This is a genomic window from Spirillospora sp. NPDC029432 (assembly GCF_040703975.1).
In the GTDB taxonomy this organism is placed as follows: domain Bacteria; phylum Actinomycetota; class Actinomycetes; order Streptosporangiales; family Streptosporangiaceae; genus Spirillospora.
Map to the genome: position 1 here is coordinate 15,152 of NZ_JBEZWH010000088.1, position 15,444 is coordinate 30,595.

At 72.4% G+C, this 15,444-nt stretch carries 16 protein-coding genes; 6 read left to right on the forward strand and 10 right to left on the reverse strand.

Features of this window, described 5'->3' with window-relative positions:
• Positions 1–2 precede the first annotated feature (2 nt).
• The 4 genes from AB0881_RS37735 to AB0881_RS37750 form a co-directional block, all read right to left on the reverse strand.
• Positions 3–272 carry a hypothetical protein gene (locus tag AB0881_RS37735; protein WP_366625147.1) on the reverse strand — a complete coding sequence of 90 codons (270 nt, stop codon included), beginning with the start codon at positions 270–272 and terminating at the stop codon, positions 3–5.
• An 82-nt stretch (positions 273–354) separates the two neighbouring features.
• Positions 355–1,338: a conjugal transfer protein gene (locus tag AB0881_RS37740; RefSeq protein ID WP_366625120.1), complete on the reverse strand. Its 984-nt coding sequence runs from the start codon at positions 1,336–1,338 to the stop codon at positions 355–357.
• A 435-nt stretch (positions 1,339–1,773) separates the two neighbouring features.
• On the reverse strand, positions 1,774–2,865 hold the full coding sequence (gene ychF, locus AB0881_RS37745; protein WP_366625122.1) for a redox-regulated ATPase YchF: 1,092 nt from the start codon (positions 2,863–2,865) through the stop codon (positions 1,774–1,776).
• Positions 2,866–2,933: 68 nt separating this feature from the next.
• Positions 2,934–3,941: an alpha/beta hydrolase gene (locus AB0881_RS37750; RefSeq protein ID WP_366625124.1), complete on the reverse strand. Its 1,008-nt coding sequence runs from the start codon at positions 3,939–3,941 to the stop codon at positions 2,934–2,936.
• Positions 3,942–4,099: 158 nt separating this feature from the next.
• Between AB0881_RS37750 and AB0881_RS37755 the strand changes: the two genes are divergently transcribed.
• Positions 4,100–5,380, forward strand: a complete 1,281-nt coding sequence (locus AB0881_RS37755) for a DNA recombination protein RmuC (protein WP_366625126.1) — start codon at positions 4,100–4,102, stop codon at positions 5,378–5,380.
• Between the two features lie 56 nt (positions 5,381–5,436).
• Positions 5,437–5,988, forward strand: coding sequence for a DUF6542 domain-containing protein (locus AB0881_RS37760; RefSeq protein ID WP_366625128.1), 552 nt, complete (start codon positions 5,437–5,439; stop codon positions 5,986–5,988).
• A 42-nt stretch (positions 5,989–6,030) separates the two neighbouring features.
• On the opposite strand, the gene AB0881_RS37765 is transcribed toward AB0881_RS37760, so the two are convergent.
• A complete protein-coding gene (locus AB0881_RS37765; RefSeq protein ID WP_366625130.1) occupies positions 6,031–7,011 on the reverse strand; it encodes a 4-hydroxy-3-methylbut-2-enyl diphosphate reductase in 981 nt (326 codons plus the stop codon).
• Positions 7,012–7,219: 208 nt separating this feature from the next.
• On the opposite strand from AB0881_RS37765, the gene AB0881_RS37770 reads away from it, so the two are divergent.
• Positions 7,220–8,035, forward strand: coding sequence for a hypothetical protein (locus AB0881_RS37770; protein WP_366625132.1), 816 nt, complete (start codon positions 7,220–7,222; stop codon positions 8,033–8,035).
• A gap of 95 nt (positions 8,036–8,130) precedes the next feature.
• On the opposite strand, the gene AB0881_RS37775 is transcribed toward AB0881_RS37770, so the two are convergent.
• On the reverse strand, positions 8,131–9,372 hold the full coding sequence (locus tag AB0881_RS37775) for an MFS transporter (RefSeq protein ID WP_366625134.1): 1,242 nt from the start codon (positions 9,370–9,372) through the stop codon (positions 8,131–8,133).
• 41 nt (positions 9,373–9,413) lie between these two features.
• Complete coding sequence (locus AB0881_RS37780; RefSeq protein WP_366625136.1) at positions 9,414–9,866, reverse strand: MarR family transcriptional regulator; 453 nt, start codon at positions 9,864–9,866, stop codon at positions 9,414–9,416.
• Positions 9,867–9,964: 98 nt separating this feature from the next.
• Here AB0881_RS37780 and xseA point away from each other — a divergent pair, with 98 nt between their 5' ends.
• Both xseA and AB0881_RS37790 read left to right on the forward strand, forming a co-directional pair.
• Positions 9,965–11,194, forward strand: a complete 1,230-nt coding sequence (gene xseA, locus AB0881_RS37785; protein ID WP_366625138.1) for an exodeoxyribonuclease VII large subunit — start codon at positions 9,965–9,967, stop codon at positions 11,192–11,194.
• Positions 11,195–11,203: 9 nt separating this feature from the next.
• The gene (locus tag AB0881_RS37790) at positions 11,204–11,452 is read left to right on the forward strand and encodes an exodeoxyribonuclease VII small subunit (RefSeq protein ID WP_366625140.1); all 249 of its coding nucleotides are present in this window, start codon (positions 11,204–11,206) and stop codon (positions 11,450–11,452) included.
• Between the two features lie 31 nt (positions 11,453–11,483).
• On the opposite strand, the gene AB0881_RS37795 is transcribed toward AB0881_RS37790, so the two are convergent.
• The 3 genes from AB0881_RS37795 to AB0881_RS37805 form a co-directional block, all read right to left on the reverse strand.
• Positions 11,484–12,485, reverse strand: coding sequence for a M23 family metallopeptidase (locus AB0881_RS37795; protein ID WP_366625142.1), 1,002 nt, complete (start codon positions 12,483–12,485; stop codon positions 11,484–11,486).
• A gap of 158 nt (positions 12,486–12,643) precedes the next feature.
• Positions 12,644–13,375, reverse strand: a complete 732-nt coding sequence (locus tag AB0881_RS37800; RefSeq protein WP_366625143.1) for a DUF4245 domain-containing protein — start codon at positions 13,373–13,375, stop codon at positions 12,644–12,646.
• A gap of 20 nt (positions 13,376–13,395) precedes the next feature.
• Positions 13,396–14,100: a TetR/AcrR family transcriptional regulator gene (locus AB0881_RS37805; protein WP_366625144.1), complete on the reverse strand. Its 705-nt coding sequence runs from the start codon at positions 14,098–14,100 to the stop codon at positions 13,396–13,398.
• A gap of 180 nt (positions 14,101–14,280) precedes the next feature.
• Between AB0881_RS37805 and glpX the strand changes: the two genes are divergently transcribed.
• Positions 14,281–15,309 (forward strand): class II fructose-bisphosphatase, encoded by a 1,029-nt coding sequence (glpX, locus tag AB0881_RS37810; protein WP_366625146.1) that lies wholly within the window; start codon positions 14,281–14,283, stop codon positions 15,307–15,309.
• The last annotated feature ends 135 nt before the right edge of the window (positions 15,310–15,444 follow it).

Below are 15,444 nucleotides of genomic sequence, written 5' to 3' on the forward strand. Positions count from 1 at the left end.
GGTCAGGTCAAGTCCACTCCCAGGGCCCGGGCGATCGCCCTGGCCGTGACTTCGATGATGTTCGGTACGTAGAAGATCACCCCGATTCCGATCGCGAGCAGGATGAACTGGACGAACCGCGTGATCTCTCGGGTGAAGAGAAAGAAGATCGCCACGATGGACACGATCACGAGGAAGAGCGGGCCGAATATCTGCCGCAGCCAGTCGGCGAGCTGGTCGGTTTGCAGATCGTCGTTCGGCGCCGCCAGGACCTCGAACGGAATCGACGCCATCAAATGGTGCAGCATCGACTGACTACCTTCCTGGGTCGGCGGGTGCCTCGGGGGGTCGGCGTGCGGTCACGCCGGGTCCCCGTCATGACGCACCCGGCTCTGTGGTGCCGCGGATTTCCTTGACGTACCAGGCGTTGTCCTTCTTGACCATCGCCAGCTCGTAGGTCTGCTCCAGTTCGCCGCCGGCGGCGGCGCCGGGGATCTGCCAGGCGACGGTGGCGGTGACCGTGCGGTCGCCGGCGTCGCCGCGGGGCGCGTTGACCTCGCGCACCTGGACGAACGTGACCGCGTCGGCCAGCCCGGTGATCGGGGCGCCGGTCGCGAAGCGGGCCAGCGAGGCCTGGTCGTTGCGCGCGTAGGCCTGGAAGAACGTGGTGAGGACGGGCGCCAGCTCGGTCTCCAGCGCGCTGTCGCGTTCCCGTACGCCCTGCTGCGGCAGCGTGGCCTTGGCGGGCGGGGGCAGCAGCGCGGGACGGGCGGAGATGACGAACGCGCCGTTGCTGCTGTAGACGGGGACGGCCAGCCGGAACCACTTGTCCGCGCTGCGGGCGAGGACGGTGACGACCGCGTTGTTGGCGTCGCGCGCGTCGACTCCGGCGACCTGGACGGACTGGACCTGGGACTGGCCGACGCCGTTCCACCCGAATTGGCCGTCGGCGCCCTCGGGGATGAACGCGCGCAGCTGCGCCTCGCGGGCGGCGGCGCTCTTCTGGTCGTAGTTCAGGTAGACGCTGGCGAACTGGAGCGCGAACGCGCCCCCGGCGCTGGCGGGGAAGCCGGCGCCCTTCTGGGGGGACGTGGCGCCGCCGGAGGAGGCGGTGTCGGAGGTGAAGCGCTCGAACGGGGCGCGGATGCCGTTGACGAGGATGACGATGATGACCGCCCACAGGACGGCGCGGCCGAGCCAGACCCACCAGCGGCCGCCGGAGCCTCCCCAGCGGCCGGCGCGCGAGCGGTCGCCGCCGCGGGCGGCGCCGTTCGCCCGCCGATCGTCGGCGGGCGGGAGTGCGCGCTCCTGCTCCACGGCGGTCTCCCGGCCGTGTGCCACGGCCGACCTGCGAGCCATCCTGCCTCCGCTCGCGCCTCGCCCCCGGTCGGCGCGGTCATCTGTGCAACTGGTCGTGTAACGGGGTGCGGTTTCGCGAACCCACTTCGGCCCAGCGTAACCACGAGCGTCAATTGTTCCAGCGCATCGGGGCGAAGCACAGCCCCGGCACGCGGTTGTGGATAAGGCGATCCACCTCGGTCGTGCCGGGATGGATTGCCAAACGGTGACGATCTCCTATCCAGGACTCCGAACGACGTGCGAAAGGCGGTTCCGGACAAGCACCCCGGACCGGACGGGTACTTGGTCACCGCGTGGCGCGCCGGAGCGCAATCTCTTCCCACGAAATCCGGCATCATGGCCGTTTCGCGACAAAACACCGTGCAGCACATCGACCCGCGGGTCATGAGACTCTGGCCTCCGGGCTGCCCCTTCGGCACTCGCGACCGGCGCAACTTACACGTTGAAGCGGAACTCCACCACGTCGCCGTCGCGCATGACGTAGTCCTTGCCCTCCATGCGGACCTTGCCGGCGTTGCGGGCGGCGGCCATCGACCCCTCGGCGACCAGGTCGTCGTACGAGACGATCTCGGCCTTGATGAAGCCGCGCTGGAAGTCGGTGTGGATGACGCCGGCCGCCTCGGGCGCGGTGTCGCCCTTGCGGATCGTCCAGGCGCGGGCCTCCTTGGGCCCGGCGGTCAGGTACGTCTGGAGGCCGAGGGTGGCGAAGCCGATCCGGACGAGCTGCGACAGCCCGGACTCCTCCTGGCCCATGCCCTGGAGGAGTTCGAGCGCCTCGTCGTCCGGCAGCTCGATCAGCTCGGCCTCGATCTTGGCGTCCAGGAAGATCGCCTCGGCCGGGGCGACCATGTCGCGCAGCCGGGACCGCAGGGCCTCGTCGGTGAGCTCTTCCTCGTCCAGGTTGAAGACGTACAGGAACGGCTTGGCGGTGAGCAGGTGCAGCTCGCGCAGCAGGCCCAGGTCGATCCCGGCGCGGTCGGCGCCGGCGAACAGCGTGGTGCCGTCGTTCAGCAGCTTCTGCGCGGCGGTGACGGCCTCGACGACGGCGAGCTGGTCCTTGTCCTTCTTGGTGCGCGCCTCCTTCTCCAGGCGCGGCAGGGCCTTCTCGATCGTCTGGAGGTCGGCCAGGATCAGCTCGGTGTTGATCGTCTCGATGTCGCGCAGCGGGTCGGTGTCGCCGTCCACGTGGGTGACGTCCGGGTCGTGGAACGCGCGGATGACCTGGCAGATCGCGTTCGTCTCGCGGATGTTGGCGAGGAACTTGTTGCCCAGGCCCTGCCCCTCGGAGGCGCCCTTGACGATCCCGGCGATGTCGACGAACTCCATCGTCGCCGGAAGGATCTTGGCCGAGCCGAAGATCTCCGCCAGCCGGTCCAGCCGGGGATCGGGCACGCCGACGACGCCGACGTTGGGCTCGATGGTCGCGAACGGGTAGTTCGCGGCCAGCGCGTCGTTCTTGGTCAGCGCGTTGAACAGCGTGGACTTGCCGACGTTGGGCAGCCCGACGATTCCGATGGAGAGGCTCACGGCGGACAAGTTTATGGGCCGCGCGGACCACACCGGGACGACCGGGAGGTGAACGGATGCCCTCGTTCTCAGGCGTCGGCGCCGCGCAGGAACTCGGCGATGTGCCGGAACGCCGCCTTGCCCTCGGGGACGAAGTCGGCGAACACCGTGAAGACGTGCATCAGCCCGTCCCACTCCTGGTAGACGGTGCGGACGCCGGCGGCCCGGGCGCGTTCGGCCAGGTCGCGGGTCTCGTCCCGGAGGATCTCCGAGCCGCTGGCCACCAGCAGCAGCGGCGGCAGGCCGGTCAGGTCGCCGTGCAGGGGCGCGAAGACCGGGTCGTCCTTCGCCCGGCCCGCGCAGAAGCGGCGGCCGAGCCAGGCGAGCTTGCGGGCCGGGATGATCGACTCGCTGCGCGCGTTGAGGCGGTGCGAGTCCGACGCGCAGAGGAGGTCGACCCACGGGGAGAGGCAGACGGCCGCCGCGGGCAGGCCGGTGCCGCGCTCCTTGAGCGCCAGCAGGAGGGCGAGCGCCAGATGGCCGCCCGCGGAGTCGCCGCCGACCACGATGTCGCCGGGCGCGTACCCGCTGCGCAGGAGGAAGTCGTACGCGCCGATCGCGTCCTCCAGCGCGTCGGCGGGCGTGTGGTCGGGGACGAGCCGGTAGTCCGGCACCAGGACGGGACGGCCCGTGGCCGCCGACAGCCGCCAGCTGGACGGCCGGTACAGGCGGGCGCTGCCGAAGAAGTAGCCGCCGCCGTGCAGGTAGAGGAAGACCTTGCGCTCGTCGGGCGCGCCGGCCCGGACCCACTCGCCCTCGCAGGTCCCGAGGTCGGCGCGGGCGACGGCGACGCCGCGCGGCACGGTCTGGACGCGGCTGAACAGGTCGTTGCCGCGCTGGAAGCGGCGGAGCCCGGCGTCGGTGTCGGGCAGCGAGTTCCAGATGGTCAGGACCGCGGAACGCAGGATCCGGCCCGCGATCCGGGCCTGCGGGCTGGGCGGGCCGCCGGGTTCGAGCGCGAGCGCGGCCATCACCCGCCGCTCCGCTGCCGTCCGCGCCACGGGCCGTACCTCGGGCTGCTCCGTGCTGGTGGTCAAGGCGTCCTCCTCGCGACGGCGGGGGTGCCGAACGATGCCGGGGGTGCACCGTTCTTCCGATATGAGGATGTAAGTGAACGCTGAGTCTAATGTCCGATGCGGCGCGTGTCCCGGCGCGTCGCACCGGCGCCGCCCTGATCCGCTGTCACGATGAACGGATGGATCTCGCGCTGTTCGCCGGACTCGCCCTCGGGGCCGCGCTCGGCGCGGTTGTCGGGTTCGCGCTGGCGACCGGCCGGCAGGGCACGCTGATCGCCCGCGCCCGGGCCGCCGAGGAGAAGCTGGCCTACGCCGAGGAGCGGATGGCCGAGCACTTCGAGAACCTCTCCGCCAAGGCCCTGGACGCCAGCAACCAGCGGTTCCTGGAGCTCGCCGACGCCCGGCTCAAGACCGCCGGCGCCGAGGCCGCGGGCGAGCTGGAACGCCGCAAGCAGGCCGTCGAGCACCTCGTCGCCCCGCTCCGCGAGACCCTCGGCAAGGTCGAGGAGCAGCTGCGCGAGCTGGAGACCGGCCGCCGCGAATCGCACGCCATGCTGGCCAAGCAGGTCGAGTTCGTCCGGCAGAGCTCCGAGCAGCTGCGCGGCGAGACGCACGCGCTCGTCCGGGCCCTCCAGCGCCCCGAGGCCCGCGGCCGCTGGGGCGAGCTCCAGCTGCGCCGGGTCGTCGAGCTGGCCGGGATGGTCCACCACTGCGACTTCGACGAGCAGGCCACCGCCGCGACCGAGGACGGCGCCGTCCGGCCCGACATGGTCGTCCGGCTCGCCGGCGGCAAGAACATCGTCGTCGACTCCAAGGTCTCGCTCGCCGCGTACCTGGAGGCCGCCGAGTCCGGCGATCCGGTACGGCTCGACGCGCACGCCCGGCACCTGCGCGACCACGTCGACCGGCTCGCGGCCAAGTCGTACTGGCAGGCGTTCAGCCCGGCCCCGGAGTTCGTGGTGCTGTTCATCCCGGGCGAGGCGTTCCTCGCGCCCGCGCTGGACCGCGACCCCGCCCTGCTGGAGTACGCGATGCGCCGCCGCGTCCACATCGCGACGCCGACGACGCTGGTCACGATGCTGCGCACGGCGTCGTACGCCTGGCAGCAGGCGGCGCTGTCGCGCAACGCCCGGGCGGTGTTCGACCTCGGCAAGGAGCTGTACGAGCGGCTCGGCACGATGGGCGGCCACATGGACGAGCTGGGCCGCTCGCTGACCAACGCCGTCAAGACCTACAACCGCACGGTGGGCTCGCTGGAGACGCGCGTCCTGGTCAGCGCCCGCCGGCTGAACGAACTCGGAGTGGTGGACGGCCCGCTGGACGGGCCGGACCCGGTCGAGGAGAGCCCCCGCGCGCTGTCGGCGGCCGAGCTGACCGACGGCGCGGCGCCCGGTGAACCGGTAGGTTTCGGCGGACGGGCCATCCCCGACCAGAACGACCGGCGGGAGAGGTGGCCATGAGTTCGACGACGGTTCGCGAGGTGCCCGCGGGGGCCTCGCCGGAGGCTGGGGGTCGAGTGCGAGGTCAGCGCGGCCGCGCCGCCGCCCGTACCGGGGCGGCGATCACCCTGACCGGGCGCGGCGGCGTCGTCGTGCTCTTCGCGGCCGGCCTGCTCGGCGCGCTGCCGGCCCGCTGGTTCGACGCGCCGCTGCTGGCGGGCGCCGCGTTCGCGATCGGCTGCGCGCTGGCCGCGCTGGCCACCCGCCCCGCGGACCTGCTGACGCTGGCCGTCAGCCCGCCCGCGGTCTTCCTGGCCGTCACGCTGCTCGCCGAGATCGTGACCTCGATCGGCGAGGGGTCGCTGCTGCAGGGCGTCGCGCTGGGCGTGCTGGCGTCGCTGGCCGCCACCGCGCCCTGGCTGTTCGGCGGGACGCTGCTGCTGCTCGCGATCAGCGTGCCGCGCGGGCTGCCGGCGGCCGTCCGCGACCTGCGCGGCCGGCTGGCCGGGGGGCGCCTGTTCGAGACCGAGGAGAACGAGAACCCGGTCCGCTGGGAGGAGCCCCCGGCGCCGCGCGGCCGCCGCGCCGCCCCGCGCCAGGAGCGCGAGCGCACCGAGGACGCGAGCTGACCGGCGCCCTGCCCGGCCCCGGGTTCGGGCCCGGGGCCGCGTTCAGCCGACCGGCGTGATGGGCAGCGGCGTGCGCAGGTCCTTGCGGAGCTCGTGCGGGAGGGCGAAGCGCATGCTCTCCGGTACGGACTCGATCTCCTGGACGTCGCCGTAGCCGCGCTCGGCCAGCCAGGCGAGCACGCCCTGGACCAGCTCGTCCGGTACGGAGGCGCCGCTGGTGACGCCGACCGTGCCGACGCCGTCCAGCCAGGACTCGTCGATCTGCTCGGCGTAGTCGACCAGGTGGGCGTCGTCCGCGCCGTGCTCCTTGGCCACCTCGACCAGGCGGACGGAGTTGGAGGAGTTGGTGGAGCCGACCACGATCACCAGCTGGGCCTGGGCGGCCATCTCCTTCACCGCGACCTGGCGGTTCTGGGTGGCGTAGCAGATGTCGTCCGACGGCGGGTCCATCAGGTTGGGGAACCGCTCGCGCAGCTTCTCCACGGTCGCGATGGTCTCGTCCACCGACAGGGTGGTCTGGGACAGCCAGGCGACCTTGTCCGGGTCGCGGACCTCGACGTTGGCGACGTCGTCGGGGCCGTCGACCAGGTGGATGTGGTCGGGGGCCTCGCCGGTGGTGCCGATGACCTCCTCGTGGCCCTCGTGCCCGATCAGGAGGATGTCGTAGTCGTCCTTGGCGAACCGGACGGCCTCCTTGTGGACCTTGGTCACCAGCGGGCAGGTGGCGTCGATGGTGCGCAGGCTCAGCCCCTCGGCCTCCTCGTGCACCACCGGCGCGACGCCGTGCGCCGAGAAGACCACGATGGCGCCCTCCGGCACCTCCTCGGTCTCGTCCACGAAGATCGCGCCGCGCTCTTCCAAGGTCTTCACGACGTGCACGTTGTGCACGATCTGCTTCCGCACGTAGATGGGCGCCCCGTACTTCTCCAGGGCGATCTCGACCGTCTGCACGGCCCGGTCCACGCCCGCGCAGTAACCACGCGGCTTTGCGAGCAGGACACGGCGCTGGCTGTTGGAGGTCATGCCCCTATCGTACGAGCCGCGCCAGGAGCCCCGCACAGGACGAGAGCGGGCGCGTGGGACAGATGTGACTGACTCCACTGTGACTGACTCCACGGCGCTGTTGACTAGAAATCCAGTAGCCCGGGGTGACCGCCGCCGAACGCATGGGGCAGAGTGATATTCGACAGACGGCCTGATCGAACCGGTCCGGAGCAGGGAGATGGAGACGATGACGAAATCGCCGCGCCGCCTCAAGGAGCAGGTCCGCGACACGGTGGGCGAGCAGGTTCGTGACCTCCCGCTGCACGCGGTCCGGCTGGCGATGTTCGGGGTGGGCCGGGCGCTGCTGCTCAGCGACCGGGTGACCAAGGACTACAAGGAGATCACCGAGGGCGGCGGCGTCAAGCCGGTGATCGGGCGGCTGCGCGACGACGTCCAGCACACGGCGGAGAAGGTCGTGGGGACGGTCGTCGAGCGCGTCCGCGGCGGCTCCGAGCCGGAGCCCGAGCCGGAGCGGGCGTTCACCCGCCCCTCCCCCGCCAGGACGGCGACGAAGCCGGCACCGGCGCCGAGGGCCGGCGGGGAGATCTCGGTCGGCAAGCCCAAGCCCGCCCCGGCCCCCGCGCCCAAGCCGGAGGCGAAGGCCGCACCCAAGCCGGAGGCGAAGGCCGCACCCAAGCCGGAGGCGAAGGCCGCGCCGAAGCCCGCCGCGAAGCCCGAGGCCGAGCCGGCGCCGAAGCCTGAGGCCAAGACCGAGGCCGAGCCCAAGCCCGCGCCTAAGCCCGAGGTGAAGGCCGAGGACGCCCCGTTCGAGCCGCGGCCGGAGGCGAAGCCCGCCGCGCCCGCCGAGGCGGAGAAGATCGCCGCCGAGCTGCCGGTGCCCGACTACGACTCGGCCACGCTGCCGCAGCTGCGCGCCCGGCTGCGCGGCCTGTCGGTGGACCAGGTGAAGCTGCTGCGCGAGTACGAGCGCAAGCACGCCGCCCGCGAGGACGTCCTGCGCATGTACGAGAACCGCATCGCCAAGCTCAACGGCAACGGCTGACGGCCCACCGCGCAGATATACAGCGCACGAGAAGCCGCGCACGAGAACGGCCCCCGGATCGGATCCGGGGGCCGTTCCGTTCTCGTGCGCGGTCCTCAGCGGACGGGCTCGGGGGCGTCCTGGAAGGTGTGGTCGATGTCCACGCGGTCCAGGGCCCGCAGGTGCCCGCGCCGGACGGCCAGCACGCCGATGGCCACGACGCAGCAGGCGGCGCCCACCAGGTACGGCACGTCCGCGTTGACGTCCTCGGCGAGCCGGCTGGCGATGTACGGCGCGAGCGCGCCGCCCATCCAGCGGACGAAGTTGTAGCCCGCCGACGCGACCGGCCGCGGGTGGTCGGAGACCTCCATGGCCGCCTCGGTGAACGCGGTGTTGTTCAGCCCGATCGGGATCCCGGTCAGGATCGCGAACACGATGATCCCGATGTGCCCGGACAGCACCACGCCGATCTGCAGCACGGCCAGCAGCGCCAGGGCGGCGTGCATGACGCGGACGGTTCCGTACCGCCGCTGCAGGAACGGGGCGGCGAAGACCGAGGACAGCGCGACCAGCACGCCCCAGCCGAAGAAGACGGCGCCGATGCCGTGCGCGCCCATGTCCAGGACGAACGGGGTGAACGCGAGCACCGTGAAGAAGGCGTAGTTGTAGAACAGCGCCGTGAACGCGGTGGTCGACAGGCCGCCGTGCGACAGGGCCCGGACGGGGGCGCTCAGCCGCGTCTTGACGGCGGGCTTGGGCGTCGGCCGGAGCAGGGTGGCGATCAGCAGGAAGCCGACGGCCATCAGGACGGCGGTGCCGAAGAACGGGAACCGCCAGTTCATGTCGCCCAGCAGCGCGCCGGCGAGCGGGCCGAGCGAGATGCCGAGGCCGAGCGCGGCCTCGTACAGGATGATCGCGGATTCGGCGCCGCCGCTGGCCGCGCCGACGATGACGGCGAGCGCGGTGGCGACGAACAGCGCGTTGCCGAGGCCCCAGCCGGCGCGGAAGCCGATCAGCTCGCCGACGGTGCCGGACGTGCCGGCGAGCGCGGCGAACACCACGACCAGCGCGAGCCCGATGAGCAGCGTGCGCTTGCCGCCGATGCGGCTGGAGACCCAGCCGGTGACCAGCATCGCCACCGCGGTGATCAGGAAGTAGCTGGTGAACAGCAGCGAGACCTGGCTGGGCGAGGCGTGCAGGCCGCCGGCGATGGCGGGCAGGATCGGGTCGACGAGCCCGATGCCCATGAAGGCGACGACGGCGGCGAAGGCCGTGGCCCACACCGACAGCGGCTGCCGCAGGATGCCGCCCTTCGACCGATCTGCACGGTCCTCGCGATCCGGTGGACGCGCGTGCATCGAGTTCCTCCTCCCGGAAGTCCTGAGTTCCGCGCGGAACGTCAGGTACGGCCGGGCGGCTCGAAGAGCATGTCCAGTGCGGGCAGGGCGGCGGCGATCGCCGCGCGCCGCTCCTCGCCGAGCTCCGCGAGCCGTCCGGTGAGAAAGGCGATCCGCCGCTCCCGGGTGGCCAGCAGCAGGGTGCGGCCGCGGGGGGTGATCTCGACGGTGACCACGCGGGCGTCCTGCCCGTCGCGGCCACGGGTGACCAGGCCGTCCCGTTCCAGCCGGTTGACCTGCGCGGTCATGGTCGGGAGCCGGACGCCGTGCTCGGCGGCCAGGGCGGTCATCCGCAGCGGGCCGCCCTCCAGGGAGCCGAGCACCGACGCCTGCTGGCTGGTGACGGGCTCGTCGGCCGCGACCTGGCGCAGCAGCAGAACGACGTTCCGCAGCCGCCGGTTGAGCTGCTCGGCGAGTTCCCTGCCGGGGTCGCCGCTGTTCTCGGGAGCCGTCACCATCGCCTCTCTCGGTTACTTAGCCAGTCTAAGTTAGCTGGGCTAACCTTTCAACGTGAGCCCCGTCACGGCCGCCACCCTGCGTAGGCTGGCGTTCCATGGCGATGGAGACCACGGCGGAGTCCCCCGTTCCGGTGCGCACCGTGCTGCAGGCGGTGGGCGGCTGGATCGGGCGGCTGGGCCGCATCTGGGTCGAGGGACAGATCACCGACCTCAACGCCCGCGGCGGCACCTGTTACCTGACGCTGCGCGATCCGGTGGCCAACATGTCGGTACGGGTCGTCGGCCCGCGCGCGGTGTTCGAGGCCGCCGGGCCCGCCGTGACCGACGGCGCCCGGGTCGTGGTGCACGCCAAGCCCGACTTCTGGATCAACCGCGGCACGTTCTCGCTGAGCGCCCTGGAGGTCCGCCCCGTCGGCGTCGGCGAGCTGCTGGCCCGGCTGGAGCGGCTCAAGCAGGTGCTGGCCGCCGAGGGCCTGTTCCGGCCCGAGCGCAAGCGGCCGCTGCCGTTCCTGCCCGGCAAGGTCGGGCTGATCTGCGGCCGCGACTCCGACGCCGAGCACGACGTCCTGCAGAACGGGCGGCGGCGCTGGCCCGCCGTGGCGTTCCGGGTCGAGAACACCGCCGTCCAGGGCACGTACGCGGTCGGCGAGGTCATGGAGGCGCTGCGCCGGCTGGACGCCGACCCGGAGATCGAGGTGATCATCATCTCCCGCGGCGGCGGCTCGATGGAGGACCTGCTGCCGTTCTCCGACGAGGCCCTCGTCCGGGCGGTCGCGGCGGCCCGTACCCCGGTGGTCAGCGCGATCGGTCACGAGCAGGACGCCCCGCTCCTGGACCTGGTGGCCGACGTGCGGGCGTCCACCCCGACCGACGCGGCCAAGAAGGTCGTCCCGGACGTCCGCGAGCAGCTCCAGCTCGTCCGGCAGCTGCGCGACCGGGGCCGCCGGGTGCTGGCGGGCGGCGTCGAGCGCGAGCTGGCCTGGCTGCGGGCGGTCCGGTCGCGGCCCGCGCTGGCCGACCCGGTCCGCGAGATCGAACGGCAGTCCGAGCAGGTCGCCGCGCTGCGCGACCGGGCCCGCCGGTGCCTGTCGGGCGCGCTCGACCGGGGCGGCGACGAGCTGTCGCACACCCGCGCCCGGCTGCTGGCGCTGTCGCCCGCCGCCACGCTGAAGCGCGGGTACGCGATCGTCCAGCGGGCGGACGCGTCCGTCGTCCGGGACGCGGCCGGCACCGCCAAGGGCGACCGGCTGCTGGTCCGCCTCGCCGACGGGCGGCTCGCCGTGACCGTGGACGAGATCACCGAATCCGGTCCCGGCGGGCCGTAGGGTTGCCGTGTGAGCGATGCCAACCCTGAAGTGCCCGGCGAGACGATGTCGTACGAGCGGGCCCGCGACGAGCTGACCGAGGTGGTCAAGCGCCTGGAGACGGGCGGGCTCACCCTGGAGGAGTCGCTGAACCTGTGGGAGCGCGGCGAGCGGCTGGCCGCGATCTGCGAGGAGTGGCTGGAGGGCGCCCGGGCCCGGCTGGCCGCCGCGATGGCCCGCCCCGACGGCGCCGAGGAGGGCGGCCCGGCCCCGTTCTGACGCGGCCGGAACGCCCCGCGCGCCACGTCCCTCAGCCGCAGTGCTCGTACGCGCTCGTGTACGACGCGGGGCCGATCGAGCCGCCCCACTTGACGCACTTGCCAGGTGCCGCCGCGGTCACCGGACCCGCGTAGGTGGTGAAGTCGCCCTTGTCCGAACGGGCGGCGGCCCCCTTGACCTGGAGAGTGGCCGCCATCGCGGTCGCGGCCCCCTTGGGCTTGACGGTGATCACGCAGTTGCGGCCGTCCTTGTAGCCCAGGTAGACCTTCCCGTAGGTCGTGGCGCCCTTCTTGAGCGTGGCCTCGTCGATCTTTGCGTAGCCGGCGCCGCAGATGTCGGCGACCGGATCCGCGGCGCCTCCGCCGCACGCGGTCAGCCTCTGCTGCGGGTAGCCGAACCGCTTGCCGCCGAAGTACGCGGCCACGGGCGGGTAGCCGCCGTTGAGCCGTACCTCGTAGTGCAGGTGCGACGACATGCCGCCGTTGCTGGGACGGGTCGTCCGGCCCACGGCGCCGATCTTCTCCCCCGCCGCGACCTGCCGGCCGACGCCGACCGACCGGTACTTCAGGTGCGCGTACCAGGTGGTGTAGCCGCCGGAATGCTGGACGACGACGTGGTTGCCGAAGCCGCTCTCGTCGACGTGCCTGGTGGAGCGGATCACCTTCCCGGCCGCGGCCGCCACGACCGTGTCGCCGTTGTCGGCCTCGGCGGTGCCGCCGCGGTTGAAGTCGATCTCGTTTCCGGTGTGGGCGCTGCTGGCGCTGCTGTTGCCCGTCCAGGTCTGACCGCAGGGGAACGGCAGCCGGAACGCGGGGGCCGCGGCGGCGGCCTGCTGGGCCCGTACCTGCGTCTGCAGCTGGGCCTGGGGTGCGGCCGCGGGAGCGGTACGGGCCGCGTTCGCCGAGGTCAGGCCCAGAGCCAGCGCGGTTCCCGCGAGGGCGGCGGCGGCACCGGCCGTGAGGGCGGGGCCTCGCCCGCGGAGCGGTATTCGCCTCAGTCGGCTCGTCCGCCTCGTTCGGCTCGTTCGACTCATTCGCACCGTCCCTCGCACCGACCCGCTGATGTCGCTTGATCATCAGGGGTGGGGGCGGGCGGCGTGAAGCCGATCACACGGCCGATCGCGAAAAGTAAGACAACCCTGGCCATCCGGCCAGTAGCGGCTGAGCTGGGCTTATGGCACGTAGCGAGAGGTCAGGAGCCCGTCTGCGCCGGAATGGGCGCACCGCTCTGCTTCGGCTGCGCCTTCAGCGCGCCCGCCAGCACCGCCAGCTCCTCGAACGAGGCGGTGCCCGTCACCACCAGCGTCGGCCCACCCGGCAGCGTCCTGACCAGCGAGCGGGCGTTCTTGTCCTCGCGGTGGTGCTTGGCCCACGCGACGTCGTTCACCTGCTGCGTGCCGATCGACTTCTTGATGTTGGTCATCCGCGGGACGTAGGCCGCGGGCTTCTCGTTGCTCTGCTCCAGCGCCGCGTACTCCTCGCTCGGAGTGAGGAAGCCCAGGTGCCAGGCCACCGGCCCGTCACCGCCGAGCCCGTGCATCCGCGAGCTGGTCGGGCGCCACGTCGCCGGCAGGCCCTCCGGCGCGTACACGGTGTACGGGGCGTCGCTGCGCATCGCCCACAGCTGCGTGCTGTAGTCGACCTTCGGCAGGACCTCCTCGTCGCTGCGCGGCGTGATGAGGTAGATCACGCCCACCAGCGCCAGCGAGGCCGCCATCGCCAGCGTGAAACCGCCGAGCCCGGTGGTCAGCCGCTTGTAGACGCCCGGGCTCACCTGCACGGTCCCACGGGCGCCGCCCGTACCACCGGCCGTACCGCCGCCCTCGGCGGGCCGATCGGCGGCGGTCTCCGGGCCGCCGGTCGCCGCGGCGCCGAACGCCGGCTCGGTCTCGGTGGACGGGGAGGCGGAGGTCTTGTCGCTCACGCCTCCAGGATCCCGCACGGTCAGCGATGCTCCGAACCGGGGCGCCGGATCGTGCCGATGATGGCCATGATGTCGTCCGCCAGCCGGCGCGCGGCGGCCACGTCATCGCCCGCCGAGACCTCCGACACCGCCCCGGCCATCGCCCCCGTCAGCACCGTGACCAGCGCCTCGTCCACCCCGCCGTCCGCGGTGTGGAACAGCGCCGCGTTGCGGCGGGCCCACTTGTTCAGGCGCTTGCGCATCACCCGGTCGAACCCCGGCGGGCCGTCGCCAGAGACGAACAGCCGAGCGACGTCGCGTTCGGCGAGGCAGCCGTTGAGATAGGCGCCCGCGCCGGCGACGAACAGCGCCATCGGGTCCTTCTCCCCCGCCTCCCGCGCGGCGTTGATCGCCTGCCGGGTGCGCTCCTGCTGGCGCCCCTGGAACTCGTCGAACAGCGTCAGATAGAGATCGGCCTTGCCGTTGAAGTGGTGGTAGAGGCTGCCGACGCTGGCGCCCGCCTTGGCGACGATGTCCGTGACCGCCGCCTGGGCGAAGCCCGACTCGCAGAACACCTCGCCGGCCGCCGCCAGCAGCGCGCTGCGCGTCGCCGCCCCCCGGTCGGACGTCCGCGCGGACGCTCCACTGGCGGGGGGATCGCCCGCCGCGCCTCCCTGGCCGCCCTCGCGCGGTGCGCTCCCGTCCGCGGTGAGGCCGCTGGACGAGAGGTCGATGTCGCTGCTCATGGAAGCTGAGATTACGCCCTCTCACGCCGGGGAAACGATCCCTTACGCGGGCGGAGGCCAAATCGGGTCCCCGCCCGCGGGCCAGGGTGGGGCGCCGAGCGCTGGTCTGGTCCAATTTGTGGCGCGGTGCCCACCCCCCGGACAATTCGTGTCACCAACTGACCGAAAGGGCTGCCGCGCATGTCCGATGACACTATCCTTTCCCCGCTCACCACCGAGCCGGCCGCTCCGGACCGCAACCTCGCCATGGAACTCGTCCGGGTGACCGAGGCCGCCGCCATGGCCGCGGCCCGCTGGGTGGGCCGCGGCGACAAGAACGGCGCCGACGGCGCAGCCGTCAACGCCATGCGGCAGCTGATCAACACGGTGTCCATGAAGGGCGTCGTCGTCATCGGCGAGGGCGAGAAGGACAACGCCCCCATGCTGTTCAACGGCGAGGAGGTCGGCGACGGCAGCGGCGCCGAATGCGACGTCGCCGTCGACCCCATCGACGGCACCCGCCTCACCTCGCTCGGCATGAACAACGCGATCGCCGTCCTCGCCGTCGCGCCGCGCGGCTCCATGTACGACCCCTCCGCCGTCTTCTACATGGAGAAACTCGTCACCGGCCCCGAAGCCGCCGACGCCGTCGACATCGAACGCCCCATCTCCGACAACATCCGCGCCATCGCCAAAGCCAAAGGCACCTCACCCCACGACGTCACCGTCGTCATCCTCGACCGCCCCCGCCACGAAGGCATGGTCAAGGAAGTCCGCGAGACCGGCGCCCGCGTGAAACTCATCACCGACGGCGACGTCGCCGGTGCGATCATGGCCGCCCGCGCCGGCACCGGCACCGACCTCCTCCTCGGCATCGGCGGCACCCCCGAAGGCATCATCGCCGCCTGCGCGATCAAGGCGCTCGGCGGAGTCATCCAAGGCCGGCTCTGGCCCCAGGACGACACCGAACGCCAGAAGGCCATCGACGCCGGACACGACCTCGGCCGCGTCCTCACCACCGACGACCTCGTCACCTCCGACGACGTCTTCTTCGCCGCCACCGGCATCACCGACGGCGAACTCGTCGGCGGCGTCCGCTACGGCCGCGACTCCGCCTTCACCCACTCCCTCGTCATGCGCTCCCGCAGCGGCACCATCCGCACCGTCGCAGGCGAACACCGCCTCGACAAGCTACGCGCCTACAGCACAATCAACTTCGACAGTATTTAACTGGGGTCCCAACCCCAGACCCCGGGCGCGGACGGGCGCACCCCCTGCGCTCGCTGGCGCTCGCTTCGGGGGCGCGCCCGTCCGGGTGGGGGGCTGCCGCCCCCCACTCCCCCTGCCTGGGGGCTCCGCCCCTCG